The sequence below is a fragment of the Micromonospora okii genome (assembly GCF_020884795.1).
In the GTDB taxonomy this organism is placed as follows: domain Bacteria; phylum Actinomycetota; class Actinomycetes; order Mycobacteriales; family Micromonosporaceae; genus Micromonospora; species Micromonospora okii.
The window spans coordinates 197,982-214,355 of sequence record NZ_BBZF01000018.1 but is presented as its reverse complement, the minus strand read 5'-3'; the positions used below and the strand labels follow the sequence as shown (position 1 = coordinate 214,355).

General features: G+C 74.0%; 17 protein-coding genes and 2 pseudogenes. 11 read left to right on the top strand and 8 right to left on the bottom strand.

Annotation, left to right across the window (positions count from 1 at the left end; genetic code table 11):
* The first annotated feature begins 103 nt into the window (after nt 1-103).
* On the top strand, nt 104-400 hold the full coding sequence (locus tag LPU43_RS16275) for a hypothetical protein (RefSeq protein ID WP_229401276.1): 297 nt from the start codon (nt 104-106) through the stop codon (nt 398-400).
* Nucleotides 401-422: 22 nt separating this feature from the next.
* Here the strand turns inward: LPU43_RS16275 and LPU43_RS16270 are convergent, their stop codons facing one another.
* A complete protein-coding gene (locus LPU43_RS16270) occupies nt 423-614 on the bottom strand; it encodes a hypothetical protein (RefSeq protein WP_229401275.1) in 192 nt (63 codons plus the stop codon).
* Nucleotides 615-702: 88 nt separating this feature from the next.
* Here LPU43_RS16270 and LPU43_RS16265 point away from each other — a divergent pair.
* Both LPU43_RS16265 and LPU43_RS16260 read left to right on the top strand, forming a co-directional pair.
* A pseudogene (locus LPU43_RS16265) lies at nt 703-993 on the top strand (hypothetical protein); the annotation flags it as partial.
* Between the two features lie 48 nt (nt 994-1,041).
* The gene (locus tag LPU43_RS16260) at nt 1,042-1,302 is read left to right on the top strand and encodes a hypothetical protein (RefSeq protein ID WP_229401414.1); all 261 of its coding nucleotides are present in this window, start codon (nt 1,042-1,044) and stop codon (nt 1,300-1,302) included.
* Nucleotides 1,303-1,342: 40 nt separating this feature from the next.
* On the opposite strand, the gene ligD is transcribed toward LPU43_RS16260, so the two are convergent.
* Nucleotides 1,343-2,371, bottom strand: a complete 1,029-nt coding sequence (ligD, locus tag LPU43_RS16255) for a non-homologous end-joining DNA ligase (protein WP_229401274.1) — start codon at nt 2,369-2,371, stop codon at nt 1,343-1,345.
* Nucleotides 2,372-2,418: 47 nt separating this feature from the next.
* Between ligD and msrB the strand changes: the two genes are divergently transcribed.
* On the top strand, nt 2,419-2,823 hold the full coding sequence (gene msrB, locus LPU43_RS16250; RefSeq protein ID WP_229401273.1) for a peptide-methionine (R)-S-oxide reductase MsrB: 405 nt from the start codon (nt 2,419-2,421) through the stop codon (nt 2,821-2,823).
* A 132-nt stretch (nt 2,824-2,955) separates the two neighbouring features.
* Here the strand turns inward: msrB and LPU43_RS16245 are convergent, their stop codons facing one another.
* Nucleotides 2,956-3,231 (bottom strand): isoamylase early set domain-containing protein, encoded by a 276-nt coding sequence (locus LPU43_RS16245; RefSeq protein ID WP_229401272.1) that lies wholly within the window; start codon nt 3,229-3,231, stop codon nt 2,956-2,958.
* A gap of 159 nt (nt 3,232-3,390) precedes the next feature.
* Here LPU43_RS16245 and LPU43_RS16240 point away from each other — a divergent pair, with 159 nt between their 5' ends.
* From LPU43_RS16240 to LPU43_RS16225, 4 genes and pseudogenes are all read left to right on the top strand, one after another.
* Entirely contained in the window at nt 3,391-3,651 is a 261-nt protein-coding gene (locus LPU43_RS16240; protein ID WP_229401271.1) for a metallothionein, read from the top strand.
* Between the two features lie 81 nt (nt 3,652-3,732).
* The gene (locus LPU43_RS16235; RefSeq protein ID WP_229401270.1) at nt 3,733-4,188 is read left to right on the top strand and encodes a GNAT family N-acetyltransferase; all 456 of its coding nucleotides are present in this window, start codon (nt 3,733-3,735) and stop codon (nt 4,186-4,188) included.
* A 126-nt stretch (nt 4,189-4,314) separates the two neighbouring features.
* A complete protein-coding gene (locus tag LPU43_RS16230; RefSeq protein WP_229401269.1) occupies nt 4,315-5,415 on the top strand; it encodes a lytic polysaccharide monooxygenase auxiliary activity family 9 protein in 1,101 nt (366 codons plus the stop codon).
* 119 nt (nt 5,416-5,534) lie between these two features.
* Nucleotides 5,535-6,739: pseudogene (locus LPU43_RS16225) on the top strand (IS30 family transposase).
* A 68-nt stretch (nt 6,740-6,807) separates the two neighbouring features.
* On the opposite strand, the gene hemQ reads toward LPU43_RS16225, so the two are convergent.
* From hemQ to hemE, 3 genes are read right to left on the bottom strand one after another with little or no spacing between them, the layout of a single operon-like run.
* Complete coding sequence (gene hemQ / locus LPU43_RS16220) at nt 6,808-7,509, bottom strand: hydrogen peroxide-dependent heme synthase (protein ID WP_229401268.1); 702 nt, start codon at nt 7,507-7,509, stop codon at nt 6,808-6,810.
* A complete protein-coding gene (hemG, locus tag LPU43_RS16215; protein WP_229401267.1) occupies nt 7,506-8,924 on the bottom strand; it encodes a protoporphyrinogen oxidase in 1,419 nt (472 codons plus the stop codon). Before hemG ends, hemQ begins: the two co-directional genes overlap by 4 nt.
* Before the next feature lie 10 nt (nt 8,925-8,934).
* Nucleotides 8,935-10,026 carry a uroporphyrinogen decarboxylase gene (hemE, locus tag LPU43_RS16210; protein WP_229401266.1) on the bottom strand — a complete coding sequence of 364 codons (1,092 nt, stop codon included), beginning with the start codon at nt 10,024-10,026 and terminating at the stop codon, nt 8,935-8,937.
* A 229-nt stretch (nt 10,027-10,255) separates the two neighbouring features.
* On the opposite strand from hemE, the gene LPU43_RS16205 reads away from it, so the two are divergent.
* Nucleotides 10,256-10,828 carry a DUF3000 domain-containing protein gene (locus LPU43_RS16205; protein ID WP_229401265.1) on the top strand — a complete coding sequence of 191 codons (573 nt, stop codon included), beginning with the start codon at nt 10,256-10,258 and terminating at the stop codon, nt 10,826-10,828.
* A 220-nt stretch (nt 10,829-11,048) separates the two neighbouring features.
* Here LPU43_RS16205 and LPU43_RS16200 read toward each other — a convergent pair whose 3' ends face one another.
* Together LPU43_RS16200 and LPU43_RS16195 are read right to left on the bottom strand one after the other, a co-directional pair.
* The gene (locus LPU43_RS16200; protein WP_229401264.1) at nt 11,049-11,900 is read right to left on the bottom strand and encodes a hypothetical protein; all 852 of its coding nucleotides are present in this window, start codon (nt 11,898-11,900) and stop codon (nt 11,049-11,051) included.
* A gap of 80 nt (nt 11,901-11,980) precedes the next feature.
* Nucleotides 11,981-13,261: a S1C family serine protease gene (locus tag LPU43_RS16195; RefSeq protein WP_444543572.1), complete on the bottom strand. Its 1,281-nt coding sequence runs from the start codon at nt 13,259-13,261 to the stop codon at nt 11,981-11,983.
* 337 nt (nt 13,262-13,598) lie between these two features.
* Here LPU43_RS16195 and LPU43_RS16190 point away from each other — a divergent pair, with 337 nt between their 5' ends.
* Nucleotides 13,599-14,927 (top strand): HRDC domain-containing protein, encoded by a 1,329-nt coding sequence (locus tag LPU43_RS16190; protein ID WP_229401263.1) that lies wholly within the window; start codon nt 13,599-13,601, stop codon nt 14,925-14,927.
* 200 nt (nt 14,928-15,127) lie between these two features.
* Nucleotides 15,128-16,348 carry a thiolase family protein gene (locus LPU43_RS16185; RefSeq protein ID WP_229401262.1) on the top strand — a complete coding sequence of 407 codons (1,221 nt, stop codon included), beginning with the start codon at nt 15,128-15,130 and terminating at the stop codon, nt 16,346-16,348.
* The last annotated feature ends 26 nt before the right edge of the window (nt 16,349-16,374 follow it).

The following is a 16,374-nucleotide window of genomic DNA, read 5'->3' as shown; positions in this document are numbered from 1 at the left end:
ACCCGACCGTTATGCGTGCGATGCCGCGCCGGTTGCCGGCTTGGACCGCCCCGGGAGCGGGCGGGCGGGCCGGTACGGGCACCGGCCTGCTTGGATGTCGGGCATGGATATCGTCCTCGGCGTGCTGCTGCTCGGCGTCGTGCTGCTGCTGGCCGCGCAGACGGCCAACTCCCGGCAGGACCGCACCGTCGGGCCCCGGCTGGCCCAGATCGAGCGTCGGCTGCAACTGGTCATGGACCACCTCGGGGTGGTCGACCCGAACCCGGCGCCGCCCGGGGTCCGGGAGCACCTGGCGCGCGGCAACAAGATCGCGGCGATCAAGGCGTACCGGGAGGCGACGGGCGTGGACCTGCGCACGGCCAAGGAGGCGGTCGAGGCGATGACGGGGCCGGTGCGCTGACCCGAGGCCCTGCCCCGCCGGCTCAGTCGGCGGCCAGGTCCGGCCGATACTTTCTGATCCACTCTTCGACGTCGGTCTTCCGCCAGATCTGCCCCATGGTCAACACCTGGTAGGGGGCGGGGAAGTCGCGGCGAGACGCGATCACGGACGCCCGAGCCCGCGACACGCCGCCGAGCATCACCCGTATCTCAGCGATCCCCACGAACTCGACCATGAGTTGACGGTAGGTACTGCCGATTGTTCTACGGTCGATAACAGCGGTAGCCGTTGACGATCGCTAACAGCGTTGGCAGGATGTGGGGATGCCTCCGCCGAACACCTCGCCCGTACACGGCCGGCAGGCCCGGGCCGTCCGCCCGCACGCTCCGATGCGCCCCTTGTGGCTGTGCCGGGTGTGCGCTGCCGCCTGGCCGTGCCCGCCGGCCCGGCTGCTACTGACGATGGATTACCGGCGGGACAGCGCGGGCTTGTCCGTGTACATGGCGGGCATGCTGTTCGACGCCGCCGGGGACCTGATGAAGCTCACTCCGAGCCAACCGCCGGCCCCAGAGGAACTGTTCGACAGGTTCCTGGCCTGGACGGCACGGGCGTCCGGGCGACTCGACCCGCAGCTTCCTGCGCCGAAGAGTGAATGCCGACCTGTGAGCGGCCTACCGTTCGCCCTGCCCGAGTGCAGAAGGGCTGCCACCGCACGCATCGAGGTCGTCACCCCCGCCGCCCTCGATCGGCTTGCCTCTCTCGACGCGTCGGTGTACGTGTGCGGTCGGCACGTCATAGATGCCACCGTCGCTGCCTGGTCGGCCGACCTGACCGCCCACCGGGCCGACATGTCGCCCAGGATCGCCCGGTCCTGCGGCGACTCGTACATCTTTCCCACCGGCACCCTGGCCGGCGACCGATGAGACCCGACAGTCTGCACCGGGAGCGGTCCACGAAGGCGTTCTAGCTGGTGGGGTCCTTCGCGCGGCTCGGCTGGACCCGCTTGGGTTCGCCCGGCATCTTCGGGTGGTCGGGCGGGTACGGCAGGTCGCCCCGGCCCTCCGCGTCGTCCCGGTCGGCCCACTCCAGCAGCGGTGTGATGTCCCACGGGGCGTCGTCGATGCCGGCGTGCGGGTCTCCCCGCTCGGCCAGCCGCGCCGGGACGCTGCCCAGGTGGAACTCGTCCGGGTCTACGTCGGGCAGCTCGTCCCAGGTGACCGGGGTGGAGACGGTGGCGCGGGCGTTGGCCCGCAGCGAGTACGCGCAGGCGATCGTGCGGTCCCGCGCCATCTGGTTGTAGTCGACGAACACCTTCTCGCCCCGCTGCTCCTTCCACCAGGCGGTGGTGAGCAGGTCGGGGCGGCGGCGCTCCAGCTCGCGGGCCAGCGCGATGGTCGCCCGGCGCACCTGCGTGAACGTCCACCGGGGCGCGATGCGCAGGTAGACGTGCACGCCCCGGCCGCCGGAGGTCTTCGGCCAGCCAGTCGCGCCCAGCTCGTCGAGCAGGGCCCGCACCTCGGCGGCGGCGGTGACCGCGTCGACGAAGTCGGTGCCGGGCTGCGGGTCGAGGTCGATGCGCAGCTCGTCGGGGTGGTCCACGTCGGCGGCGCGCACCGGCCACGGGTGGAACACGATCGTGCCCATCTGCGCGGCCCAGGCCACGTGGGCGAGGTCGACCGGGCACAGCTCGTCGGCCGTACGGCCGCTCGGGAAGTTGATCCGGGCGGTCGCGACCCACGGCGGCACGCCCCGGGTCGGCACCCGCTTCTGGAAGAACATCTCCCCGCCGACGCCCTCGGGGAAGCGTTGCAGGGTGGTGGGGCGATTCCGCAGGGCCCGCATGATGCCGTCGCCGACCGCCAGGTAGTAGCCGAAGACGTCCGCCTTGGTGAAGCCCCGCTCCGGGAAGATCACCCGTTCCGGGCTGCTCAGCCGTACGGTGTGCCCGGCCACCTCGATCTGGTCGGCCGTGGTCTTCGAGGTGCCACCCATCCCGCGACCATATGCCACGGCACCGACACCCGACGTACCGTTGCGGGGTGAGTCTTGACGAGAACGAACTGCCCCGCACCGAGGACGAGTGGCGGGTCCGGCTCAGCCCCGAGGAGTTCCGGGTGCTGCGCGAGGCGGGCACCGAGCGCCCGTGGACCGGCGAGTACGTCGACACGAAGACCCCGGGCGTCTACCACTGCCGCGCCTGCGGTGCGGAGCTGTACCCCAGCGACACGAAGTTCGACTCCCACTGCGGCTGGCCGAGCTTCGACGACGCCATTCCGGGCGCGGTGAAGGAGATCGAGGACAACACCCTCGGTATGCGGCGTACGGAGATCCGCTGCGCCCGCTGCGACAGCCACCTGGGGCACGTCTTCCGGGGCGAGGGCTTCACCCCGAAGGACACCCGCCACTGCGTGAACTCCATCTCGGTGCGCCTGGAACCTGCCTAGCGCCTCGGGACCGACCGCCACCTGCGGCTGGCGGCGCGGTCAAGATCTGCACAACTTCAGGGAAGGTGGGCTCTGGCGGCGCGGGATGGCCGCACTTTCCCCGAAGTTGCTCGGATCTTGGGCAGCGCACGGTCAGAGCAGCAGCAGGCTGCCCTGCTCGTCCACCCGGTCGGCGGACTCGTCGTCCAGCCAGATCCCGCCCGTGGCGAGGTAGCGGAACCGGTGGCTGCCCGGCGGGAGCCGGACGGTCACCGTACGGGTGCCGTCGCGGCGGGCGACCAGCTCGTGCCGGCCGGGCTCCCAGCCGTTGAAGGAGCCGACCACGCTCACCGTGCCGGCCGGCGCGTCGCGGGGCAGACAGAAGGTGACCCGGGTCTGGTTGCCGAACAGCCTGCTGCGCTTGATCACGTCACCCTCCGCCGGTTCGGGGCCTCCACCAGGCACAACGCGCGACACGCCGGCCCCGACACGCCGCCGGGGCGGGTCGGGTTCGCCGGTTTCGCGGGTCCGTTTCCGGCTGTTGCCGCACGCTGAGGGCAGACGAGTCCTTTTCTTCGGGGGTACGGCATGGCGGCGTGCGAGGTCTGCGGCAACGACTACTGGATGGCGTTCGAGGTGCGCACGGTCAGCGGCGACACGCACACCTTCGACTGCCTGGAGTGCGCCGCGCAGAAGCTGGCCCCGATCTGCGAGCACTGCCAGGTCAAGATCCTCGGCCACGGGGTCGAGGTCTCGGGGCGCTTCTTCTGCTGCGCCCACTGCGCCCGCGCCGAGGAGGGCGACCGGGGCGCGGAGATCCGCGACGCCGTCGGCGCCCGCCCCGCATAGAAGGAAGGGCCCCTTGTTAACAGACGGGTGTTAACAAGGGGCCCTTCCTTGCACGGGCGGCGGGGGGCCTACCATCGCCGGGTGCCACCGCAGAACGTCGAGGTCCGGCTCGCCTCCTTCGCCGAGCTGGACGCCCGCACCTTCCACGACCTGCTCCGACTCCGCATCGACGTGTTCGTCGTGGAGCAGCGGTGCCCGTACGCCGAACTCGACGGCCGGGACGTCGAGCCGGGCACCCGGCACCTCTGGCTGACCCGGGACGGCGCCGTCGTGGCGTACCTGCGGATCCTGGCCGACCCCGGCGGCCTGGCGCGGATCGGCCGGGTCGTGGTGGCGCCGGCGGCCCGGCGCGGCGGGTACGCCGGCCGGCTGATGGCCGAGGCGCTGGCCGTGGTGGGCGACCGGCCGTGCGTGCTGGAGGCGCAGTCGCACCTCGCCGGGTTCTACACCCGGCACGGCTTCGTCGTCAGCGGCCCCGACTACGTCGAGGACGGCATCCCGCACACCCCGATGCGCCGGGAGCGCGCCATCGATTGACATCGAACAATGGGTGTGGAAATCTGCGCAGCAGAGCCGTCACGGGAGTCAGGCGAGCCGGCACGGGAGGGGCAACTCCCGGGCGTCCGGGCGTCGTCGCAGTCCGACCCTGCACCCGGAGGCTCCATGTCCCCCCTGCTCCGCAGCCGACCCGCGCCGCTCGCGCCGGCCTGGCTGCTCGCCATCGGCGCGGTCGTCGCGCTGCTGCTCACCACCGCCCTGGCCAACCCGGCGTCCGCCCACGGCTCCGTCGTCGACCCGGCGTCGCGCAACTACGGCTGCTGGCAGCGCTGGGGCAGCGACTTCCAGAACCCGAACATGGCCACCCAGGACCCGATGTGCTGGCAGGCGTGGCAGGCCGACCCGAACGCCATGTGGAACTGGAACGGCCTGTTCCGCGAGGGCGTCGCCGGCAACCACCAGGCCGCGATCCCCGACGGCCAGTTGTGCAGCGGGGGCCGCTCCAACAGCGGCCGGTACAACGCGCTCGACGCGCTCGGCGCGTGGCGGGCCGCGCCGACCACCAACAACTTCCGCATCAAGTTCCTGGACCAGGCCAGCCACGGCGCGGACTACATCCGGGTGTACGTGACGAAGCAGGGCTTCAACGCGCTCACCAAACCGCTGGCGTGGAGCGACCTGGAGCTGGCGGGCCAGATCGGCAACACGCCGGCCTCGCAGTGGACGCCGGAGAGCCAGGGCGTGTCGATCCAGGTGCCGGCGAGCGCACCGGGCCGCAGCGGCCGGCACATCGTCTACACCATCTGGCAGGCCAGCCACCTGGACCAGTCGTACTACCTGTGCAGCGACGTGGACTTCGGCGGCACCGGCCCGAGCACCCCGCCCACGACCCCGCCGCCGACCGCCGCCCCGCCCACCACGCCGCCGCCGACGGCCGCCCCGCCGACCACTCCCCCGGCGGCCGGTCGCTGCACGGCGACGTACCGGGTCACCACGTCCTGGTCCGGCGGGTTCCAGGGTGAGGTCGAGGTGACCGCCGGGTCGTCGGCGATCAGGGGCTGGACGGTGAACTGGACGTACGCCAACGGCCAGCGGATCAGCTCCTCGTGGGGCGCCACCGTGACGAGCAGCGGGTCCACGGTGACCGCGCGCAACGTCGACTACAACGGGGCGCTGGCCCCCGGGGCGAAGACCACGTTCGGCTTCCTCGCCTCGTCGACCGGCACCAACACCGCGCCGACGCCGACCTGCACGGCGACGGTCTGACGCGGCCGGGGTCCGACGTCGACCGCGCGCCGCCCCGGCGGCCGTCGCGTTAGGAAGGGCCCCCTGTACAACGCTTGGGTTCTAGTGGTGGTTGCAACACCTGAGTTGCAGGGGTTGCAGTGTTCGAAGTTCGTAAGGACCGGTTGCCGCAGGGGCGGAAGAAGTTACATGCCGAGCGCCAGGCTTATCTTGATCTTGTGGCGCAAGGTGTGGGTACCGCGCAGGCGTGCCGGGTTGCCGGGGTCAACCGGCGTACCGGGCACCGTTGGCGGTACGGACGAGTAAGCCAGGCCGGGCGGGAGGCGCAGCCTCCCGCCCGGCCGAGCCCTTCCGGCCGGTTCCTGTCCGTCGAGGATCGGATCTTGATCGCGGACCTGCGCCGGGAGGGCAGATCGCTGCGGTCGATCGCGGCCGAGTTGGGACGGGATCCCTCCACGGTCAGCCGTGAGGTGCGCCGTAACGCCCACCCACGGACCGGGGACTACCGCCCGCACGCGGCCCAGGCGCAGGCCGACGCGCGGCGCCCCCGGCCGAAGATCAGCAGACTCGCCGCGAATCCGAAACTGCGCCAAGCGGTGCAGGACGGCCTGGACCGACGGTGGAGTCCCGAACAGATCGTGCGACGGTTACGGCAGGACTTCCCCGACCGGCCAGGGATGCACGTGACCCACGAGACGATCTACCAGGCGCTCTACGTCCAAGGACGCGGCGAGCTACGCCGCGAGCTGACCCGGGCGCTGCGCACCGGCCGCGCGGTGCGCCGGCCGCACCGTCAACCCGGACAACGCCAGTCCCGCTTCACCACCCCGATGGTGATGATCAGCGACCGACCCGCCGAAGCCGCCGACCGGGCCGTGCCCGGACACTGGGAAGGCGACCTCATCATCGGCAAGGACAACGCCTCCGCCATCGGCACCCTCGTCGAACGCGCCACCCGCTACGTCCTGCTGGTCCACCTCGGCCGAAACCGCACCGCCGAAGCAGTCCGCGATGCGCTGCTAGCCACCGTCGCCACCCTGCCCACCCACCTCAAACGCTCCCTGACCTGGGACCAAGGCGCCGAAATGGCCCTGCATCACCAGTTCAGCACCGCCACCGGCATGCCCGGTACTTCTGCGACCCCCACTCACCCTGGCAACGCGGATCCAACGAGAACACCAACGGCCTGCTACGCCAGTACTTCCCGAAAGGCACCGACCTCGCCGTCCACACCCCCGAACACCTCGCCGCCGTCGCCGTCGAACTCAACGGCCGACCACGCAAAACACTCGGCTGGGACACCCCAGCCGAGCGCCTCGCTAAACTACTGACCAACACCAGTTGATCATCTATGGTGCAACGACCCCTGGAATCCGCCACGTTTTGCGTTAACGGGGGGCCCTTCCTTACACCTCAGACCAGGCAGGTCACGATGTCGGCGACCGAGCGGCGGCGGCCCGTGTAGAACGGGATCTCCTCCCGCACGTGCCGGCGGGCCCGCGACGCCCGCAGGTCGCGCATCAGGTCGACGATGCGGTGCAGCTCGTCGGCCTCGAAGGCGAGCATCCACTCGTAGTCGCCGAGGGCGAACGAGGCGACCGTGTTGGCCCGCACGTCCGGGTACCCCCGGGCCATCTTCCCGTGCTCGGAGAGCAGCTCGCGCCGCTCGGCGTCCGGCAGCAGGTACCACTCGTACGAGCGCACGAACGGGTAGACGCAGAGGTACGCCCGCGCCTCCTCGCCGGCCAGGAACGCCGGGATGTGGCTCTTGTTGAACTCCGCCGGCCGGTGCAGCGCCATCTGCGACCAGACCGGCGTCATCGCGCGGCCCAGCGTGGTCCGGCGGAACCGCAGGTACGCGTCCTGGAGCGCGTCGCTCGACGACGAGTGCCACCAGATCATCAGGTCGGCGTCGGCGCGCAGCCCGGCCACGTCGTACGTGCCCCGGACCGTCACGTCCTTGCCGGCCAGCTCCTCGAAGAGGGCCTCGACCTCGCCGATGACGTTGTCGCGCAGGGACGGCAGCGGGCTGGTGGCCCGGTAGACCGACCACATCGTGTAGCGGATGCTGTCGTTCAGTTCCTTGAGCCGGGCCGCGTTGGTCTGCTCGGTCATGCTGCCGATCCTCCCAGTGCTTCGATGATCTCTTCCGCCGCCGTCTCGCCGGAGCGGACGCAGACCGGGATGCCGACGCCGTCGTAGGCGGCACCGGCCAGGGCCAGGCGCGGGGGGCCGACGCGCAGCGCCGCGCGGACGGCGGCCACCCGGTCGAGGTGCCCCGGGGTGTACTGCGGCAGCGCCCCGCCCCACCGCTGCACGTGGCTGGCCACCGGCGCGGGCAGCGCGGTGCCCAGCACGGTGGAGAGCTCCCGGTGCACCGTGGCCACCAGGTCGTCGTCGCCGACCTGGAGGGACGCCTCCTCGCCGTACCGGCCCACCGACGCGCGGACCAGCGCCAGCCCGTCCGGCCGGGCCAGGTGCCCCCACTTGGTGGTGAAGAACGTCGACGCCTTGATCAGCAGCCCCTCGGTGGCCGGCACCAGGAACCCGGACAGCGCCGGCAGCGCCGGCTCCGGCAGGGCCAGGGTGACCAGGGCGACGCTGGCGTAGTCCAGCTCGCCGACGGTCGCGGCGACCCCGGGCGCGAGGTCGCCGACGCCGGCCAGCAGCCGGGCCGCCGGCCGGGCCGGCACGGCGAGGATCACCGCGTCGGCCTCGACCAGTTCCGGGTCACGGGTCGGGCCGACGGTCAGCCGCCAGCCCGTCGGTGTCGGGGTCAGCTCGCGGACGGCGGCGTCGCGGCGGATCGTCGCCCCGGCGGCCTCGGCGGCGGCGGTGACCAGCCGGCTCAGCCCGCCGGCCAGGGTGCCGAAGACCGGGGCGCCGGGGGCGCGCGGCGCGGCGGCCTGCGCGGCCCGGACCGCGCCGACCAGGGTGTGCTCCACGCGGGCGGCGCGGGCCAGCGCCGGCATGGTGGTGACCAGGGAGAGGTCGTCGGCCCGCCCGGCGTAGACGCCGCCGAGCATCGGGTCGACCAGCCGGTCCACCACCGCGTCGCCGAGCCGGGCGCGCACCAGCGCCCCGACGGAGGCGTCCGCGCCGGGCTCCAGCAGCGGCCGACCGCCGTCGCGGTCGGCGTCCGTGGCGGGCTCCGCCACCGCCGCCACCTTCTCCAGATCCCCGGGTACGCCCACCAGCGTCCCGCCCGGGACCGGGCGCAGCCCCCCGTCGACGGCGAGGGCGGCCTGCCCGACGGTCGGGTGCACGATCTCGTCGGCCAGCCCCAACCGGCGGGCCAGGGTCACCGCGGCGGACTCCCCGCCGGCCGGGTCCCGCATCAGGAACGACTCGGCCCCGAACTCCACGGGCCCGCCGGCCAGCTCGCCGGTGCGCAGCTTGCCGCCGAGCGCGCCGGACTGCTCGTACACGGTGACCTCCGTGCCCGCCGGCGCGCGGTCGCGCAGCCGCACGGCGGCGGCCAGCCCGGTGATCCCGCCACCGACGATCGCCACCCGCCACGGCTGCCGCACGGTCACTCCCTCACTCCGCCGGGCGCGCGGACACCTCGTGCACCAGCGCGACCACCCGGGTCAGCACGTCCGGATCGGTCTCCGGCGGGACGCCGTGACCGAGGTTGAAGACGTGGCCGGGGGCGGCCCGGCCCTCGGCGAGGATGCGCCGTACCTCGCCCTCCACGACCGGCCAGGGGGCGAGCAGCACGGCCGGGTCCAGGTTGCCCTGCACCGCCTTGTCGGGGCCGATCCGGCGGGTCGCGACGTCCAGCGGGGTACGCCAGTCCACGCCGACCACGTCGGCCCCGGCCTCGCCCATCGCGGCGAGCAGCTCGGCGGTGCCCACTCCGAAGTGGATGCGGGGCACGCCCGCGTCGACCAGCCCGGAGAGCACCTTCGTGGAGTGCGGCAGCACGTAGCGCCGGTAGTCGGCCTCCGACAGCGCGCCGGCCCACGAGTCGAACAACTGCACCGCCGACACCCCGGCGTCGACCTGCACCCGCAGGAAGGCCAGCGTGACCTCGGCCAGCCGGGCGCACAGGGCGTGCCACAGGTCCGGGTCGCCGTACATCAGGGCCTTGGTCCTGGCGTGGGAGCGCGACGGACCGCCCTCCACCAGGTAGCTGGCCAGCGTGAACGGCGCCCCGGCGAAGCCGATCAGCGGGGTGTCGCCCAGCTCGGCGACGAGCAGCCGGACGGCCTCGTCGACGTAGGGCACGTCGTCGCGGCCGATCGGCCTGATCCGCTCCACGTCGGCGGCGGTGCGCACCGGCTCGGCCACCACCGGCCCGGTGCCCGGCACGATGTCGAGGTCCACCCCGGCGGCGGCCACCGGGACCACGATGTCGCTGAACAGGATCGCCGCGTCGACCCCGTGCCGGCGGACCGGCTGGAGGGTGATCTCGGCGACCAGCTCGGCGCGGCGGCAGGACTCCAGCATCCCGACGTTGGCGCGGATCTCGCGGTACTCGGGCAGGGAGCGGCCGGCCTGACGCATGAACCAGACCGGGGTGTGCGGGCCGTCCTGGCGCCGGCAGGCCCGGACGAACGGCGACGCGGCCGTCCCGTCGCGGCGCGGCTCCTCGTCTCGGGCGGGGGCGCCCGTGGTGTCGGTGCTCATCGCGCCAATCGTCCCACGCCCGAGCCTGGTGTAAGGAAGGGCCCCTTGTTAACGCCTGCGGTAGAGAAGGGTTCCCCTATCACCCCTGCGGGGGCGACCGGGCGGGGCGGGCAGCCCCGACCGGGGCGGGGTGGCGGGCGGCCCCGACCGGGGCGGGCGGGGTCACGCCGTGGCCGGTCGTCGGCGTGCCGCCGGGCGGGCGGGCAGCGGGCGGAATAGGCTGCCGGGCATGGCCCCCCCGATCGCGCTCCCGGAGACCTTCGCCCGCGCGGTCGCCGGGCTGCGGTCGGCCGCGCCCCGGTCGGAGATCGTCCTGGAGGAGGTCGGCGCGCCCCAGCGGCTCGCCCCGTACGCCTTCGCGCTCTCCGCCGCGGTCGTGCGCGACGACGACGAGGTCGCCACGGGTCGGCTGATCCTGCTGCACGACCCCGCCGGCCACGAGGCGTGGCAGGGCACGCTACGGCTGGTCACGTACGTCACGGCGGAGCTGGAGATCGACCTGGCCGCCGACCCGCTGCTGCCCGGCGTGGGCTGGACCTGGCTGACCGACGCGCTGGACGCGCAGGACGCGCCGCACCGGGCGCTCGGCGGCACGATCACCCAGACGACGTCGACCCGGTTCGGCGCGCTGGCCGGGCCGCCGGCCGTCGCCGACATCGAGATCCGCGCCTCCTGGACGCCGCTCGACGACGACCTGACGCCCCACCTCCTCGCCTGGTGCGCGCTGCTCGCCTCGACGGCGGGCCTGCCCCCGCCCGGCGTGACGGCCCTGTCGGAGCGCCGCCCCGCCGGCGCCGCCTGAGCCGCCTGCCCTCCGCCCAGCCAGATCGTGGCAGCAAACGGCCCCTCCAGGGGCCGTTCCTTCCATGATCTCAGGCTTCGGCGGCGGCGCCCGGAAACGGGACGGGCCGCGCCCCGGAGTGGTGTCCGGTGGCGCGGCCCGGGTGGGCATGCCGTCAGAGGCACGGCCCGTCGGTGGCGCGGCCCGTCAGCAGGTAGGGCCGCCGTCGGGGGCGTACCCGTCAGAGGTAGTCCTCGGCCTCGTCGCAGACCTTGTTCATGCCCTGGGTGGCCTTGTCGTAGGCGGCCTTGTTGTTCGCCGCCGCCGCGGCCAGCGCGGTGGTGAGCTTGTCCAGGCAGGTGGCGATGACCTTCTTCTGCCGGGCCTGCTCGTCGCGGTCGTTGCGGGTGCCGGTGAGGTCCTGCTCGGTGTTGGAGAGCTTCTCCCGCACGCCCTGCAGATCCGACTTGAGCTTCTCGATCTCGGTCTTGTTCGCCGCGATCGTGCCGTCCCGCTGGCTGACCTGGGCCGTCAGCCGCTTCTCGGTGTCTTCGAGCTCGTTGCCCTTGGCCAGGTAGAGGCCGGTCATCACGCCCCCGAGGACGAAGAGCAGACCGGCCACCAGGGCCAGGACCAGCACGCCGCGCCTGCCCTTGCCGGCGGGGGGTGCCGGGGCGCCGTAGGGGGGCGTCGCCCCCGGCGGGCCGGACATCGGCTGGCCGTAGCCGGGCCCGGAGGCCGGCGGCGCCGACTGGGGGTACCCCGGGCCGGAGAACGGCGGGGTGGAGACGGGCGGGGTGGAGACGGGCTGGTACGGCGGGGCCGACTGGGGCGGCTGCTGGCCGTAGGACGGGGGCTGCTGCTGCGGCGCAGCGGGGCCGGGCTGCGGCGCGCCGTACTGGCCCGGGGTGAACTGCTGGGTCGGCTCCGCCGCCGGCTGCGGCGCGCCGTACTGGCCGGGGGTGAACTGCCGGGTCGGGTCGTTCGGCTGGCCGGGCGGGCCGTACTGCTGGGGGGCGGGCTGGCCGGGGCCGTACCCGCCGCCCGGCGGGTACGGCGGGTGGCCCCCCGGCCCGTTCGGTGGCTGGGTCATCTTCTCTTCCTCCAGGTGAGGCGGCCCGGCGGCCGGACGGGGTGCGGCGGACCGGGCGGTACGGGGCCGACGCCCCCGGATCAGCAGATCCGGAAGCCGTCGCAGGCGACCTTGATGGGTACGGCGAGGCCGATGCCCTCGGCGTCGCGGGCCTTGGCGGTGGCGATCCCGACCACCTGCTTCTGGCCGTTGATCACCGGGCCGCCGGAGTTGCCTGGGTTGATCGGTGCGTCGAACTGGATGACCGGGCCCGAGCCCTGCCGGGCCTCGCGGAAGGCGCTGACCACGCCGGTGGTGACGCTGTCCTGGAGGCCGAGCGGGGCACCGACCACGACGATCTGCTGGCCGGACTTGACGGCGGCGGAGGCCGGCACCAGGCCGGTGAACTTGCTGGTGGTGCGGAGCTGGGCGATGTCGTTGGCCTCGTCCACCTTCACGATGGTGGCCGGGTAACGCTGGTCGGTGCGCTCCAGGAAGACCTCCCGGCCGCCGCCGGCCCAGATCGACTCCACCACGTGGTAGTTGGTGAACAGGTTGGTCCCGCCGCCGCTCGCCGGCTTGCCGATCGCGAACGCGGTGCCGGTGAACTGACCGGCCCGCACCCGGAACACGCTGGGCAGCGCCGCGCTGGCCACCGCCTCCGGGTTGAACTGCGCCCCGGCCTGCTTCTCCAGGGCCCGGGTCCGCTGGTCCAGACCGTCGAGCCGGCTGCCGTCGCCCTCCTGCCCGGCGGCCAGCCGCTGGTTCGTGTCGCCGAGCCGGTCGGAGAGCCGGTTGATCTGGTACGCCTGCACGCCCGCCACCACGGCCAGGACCACGGCCAGCCCGAAGGCGACCAGGGTGAGCGCCCGCCCCCGGGCGGCGGGCGCGGCGGGGGTCGGGCCGCCGGCCGGGGCGGGCGTGGACCAGGTGGGCCCGGCGGCCGGCGTCGGCCCACCCGGGGAATACGCCGCCGCGCCCTGCGGGTACGCCGGCCCGGCCGCCGGGGACTGCCCCACCGGGGTGCCGGGCACTCCCGGGCGCCCAGCGGGTGGCTGCCCCGGCAGCGGCGTCGGCGGCGACTGTTGCGGCTGCGGGGGCTGCGGCGACTGCGGGGGCTGCCCGGGAGCGGCCCAGCCGGTGGGCGCGGCCCCGGGCCACTTCCCGGCAGCGGCGGCCTGTCCCGGCACGGACGCCTGACCAGGAATGGCGGCCTGACCAGGAATCGCAGCCTGGCCCGGCACAGCGGGTCCCGGTGCGGGGGCGGGCCCCGGGAAGGGGCCGCCGGGGGTGGGGGCAGGGGCGTAACCCGGGACGGAGGCGTGGCCGGTGGGGGCGGCCAGTGGCGGGTACGGGGTGGCGGAGCCTCGGGGCGGGACCATCCGGGGCGGCAGCGGGCCGGGGCGGTTGTCGGCGCCCCGCCCCTCGGCGCTCGGCGTCGCGTCGGCCCAGCCCGCGCCGGAGCCGTCGCCGGCCCCCTGACCCGCGCCTGTCGGACCGTACCCAGCCGTCGTCATCGTCACGTCCTCCCCGTAGCCGCCCCCGGTGTCCGCGCCCGCGCGATTTTGTCCCGGCCGGGGGCCCGAAGGAACGTACCCGCGCGAACGCGCTTTGTCTCCCCCGATGTCCCGACCCTGCCATGCCGCGTCAAGTCGCCGCCGCGACACACGGCGCACCCGGCTGCGCGCGGCGGATCGCCGCGCGCACTAGGGTTGTCAGGTGACCGACGAACCACCCCTGCGCCGTCGGGCCGTCGAAAGCCGAACGGGAGACGAGCCGCCCCTTCCGTCGTCGGCCGTGCCCGAGCCGGTGGACGCGGAGCCCGAACCGACCGACGGCGGGCCCGTGCCGCTGATCGCGCCCCGAGACGGCACACCCGAGCCGGTGGCCACCGAGGCCGAGCTCGCCGAGGTCGTCGCCCGATTCGCCGCCGGCACCGGCCCGGTCGCCCTGGACGCCGAGCGCGCGTCGGGGTACCGGTACAGCCAGCGGGCGTACCTGGTGCAGTTGCGGCGGGCCGGGGCGGGCACGGCGCTGATCGACCCGCTGCCGCTGCCCGACCTGAGCCTCCTCGACGCGGCCATCGCCGACACCGAGTGGGTGCTCCACGCGGCCAGCCAGGACCTTGCCTGCCTGGCCGAGGTGGGGCTGCGCCCACGTCGGCTGTTCGACACGGAACTGGCCGCTCGGCTGGCGGGATTCGAGCGGGTCGGCCTGGCCGCGCTGACCGAGCAGCTACTCGGGTTCAGCCTGGAGAAGCACCACTCGGCGGCGGACTGGTCGAGCCGGCCGCTGCCGGAGTCGTGGCTGACGTACGCCGCGCTGGACGTGGAGATGCTCACGGACCTGCGCGACGCCCTCGACGCGGAGCTGGCCCGGCAGGGCAAGTCGGCGTGGGCGGCGGAGGAGTTCGCCGCGCTGGTGCGCAACGGCGCCCGGCCGCCCCGGGTCCGCGCGGAGCCGTGGCGGCGCACCTCCGGCATCCACCGGGTGCGCGGGGCGCGGGCCCAGGCCCGGGTCCGGTCCCTGTGGTACGCCCGGGACCAGATCGCCCTCCGCCGGGACTCCGCGCCGGGGCGGGTGCTGCCGGACTCGGCGATCGTGGCCGCCGCCGAGCTGGACCCGCGCGACGAGAGGACCCTGCTCACCCTGCCCGGTTTCGGCGGCCGGTCGGTGCGCCGGCTGGCCCGGACCTGGTTGGCGGCGCTGGACGACGCCCGGCAGTTGCCGGACGACGCGCTGCCGGCGACCCCGGTCGTGGAGGGGCCGCCCCCGCCGCACCGCTGGGCGGAGCGGGACCCGGTGGCGGCCGGCCGGCTGGCCCGGTGCCGGGAGGTGGTGGTCCGCGTCGCGGGCGAGCACGCCCTGCCGCCGGAGAACCTGATCGCCCCGGACTCGATCCGCCGCCTCGCGTGGACGCCGCCGGACGAGATCACCGAGGCCACGGTCGCGGAGGTGCTGCGCGGCTACGGTGCCCGTGAGTGGCAGCTCGGCCTCCTCACCGGAGGGCTGGCCGAGGCCCTGGTCCCCCCGTCCGTCGCGGGCTGACGGTGGTCGTCGGCGGGCCGCAGGGTCGGGCCCGCCGCCGGCCGCGCCGGCGTGTGGGGTGGGCCACACGGGGGGTGCTGTCGGCGATAGTTACCGACGAGTAGCATCCGAGGGACACGCCCGTGCCGGCGATCCTCGTTCCGCCTCCCGGCGCCGCCCGTCGGCGCGGAGGCCGGACGACGGTCGAAAAGGAGGCTCAAGTGCCCCGTGAAGTTCGGGATGTCGTCTTCGTCGACGGCGTCCGCACCCCGTTCGGCAAGGCGGGTGGCATGTACGCCAACACCCGCGCCGACGACCTGGTGATCCGCTGCATCCGCGAGCTGCTGCGCCGCAACCCGCAGTTGCCCCCGGAGCGGGTCGAGGAGGTCGCCATCGCCGCCACCACCCAGATCGGCGACCAGGGCCTCACCATCGGCCGCACCGCCGCCCTGCTGGCCGGCCTGCCGAAGACCGTCCCCGGCTTCGCCATCGACCGGATGTGCGCCGGGGCGATGACCGCCGTCACCACCGTGGCCGGCGGCATCGCCATGGGCGCGTACGACGTCGCCATCGCCGGCGGCGTGGAGCACATGGGCCGGCACCCGATGGGCGAGGGCGTGGACCCCAACCCGCGCATCGTCGCGGAGAAGCTGGTCGACCCGTCCGCGCTGGTCATGGGAGCGACCGCGGAGAACCTGCACGACCGGGTTCCGCACATCACCAAGGAGCGCACCGACGCCTTCGCGCTCGCCTCGCAGCAGAGGACCGCGAAGGCGTACGCCAACGGCAAGCTCCAGGACGACCTGGTGCCGATGGCGATCCGGGACGACGAGGGCGGCTGGGGGCTGGCAGGAGTCGACGAGGCGCCGCGCGACACGTCGATGGAGAAGCTCGCCACCCTCAAGACCCCGTTCCGCCCGCACGGCAAGGTCACCGCGGGCAACGCGGCCGGCCTGAACGACGGCGCCACCGCGAGCCTGCTCGCCGCCGAGTCCACCGCCCGCGAGCTGGGCCTGCCGGTGGCGATGCGCCTGGTGTCGTACGGCTTCGTCGGCGTCGAGCCCGAGGTGATGGGCGTCGGCCCGATCCCGTCGACGGAGAAGGCCCTGCGCATCGCCGGCCTGACCATCGACGACATCGGCCTGTTCGAGCTGAACGAGGCGTTCGCCGTGCAGGTGCTCGCCTTCCTCGACCACTTCGGCATCGCCGACGACGACCCCCGGGTCAACCCGTGGGGCGGCGCGATCGCCATCGGTCACCCGCTCGCCTCCTCGGGCGTGCGGCTGATGACCCAGCTCGCGCGGCAGTTCGCCGAGCACCCCGAGGTCCGCTACGGCGTCACCGCCATGTGCATCGGCATCGGCATGGGCGGCACCGTGATCTGGGAGAACCCGCACTGGGAGGGTTCCGCCGCCGAGGCTGGACAGGAGGGCAACAAGTGAGCGCGAGGAACGAGCCGGGCCTGCGA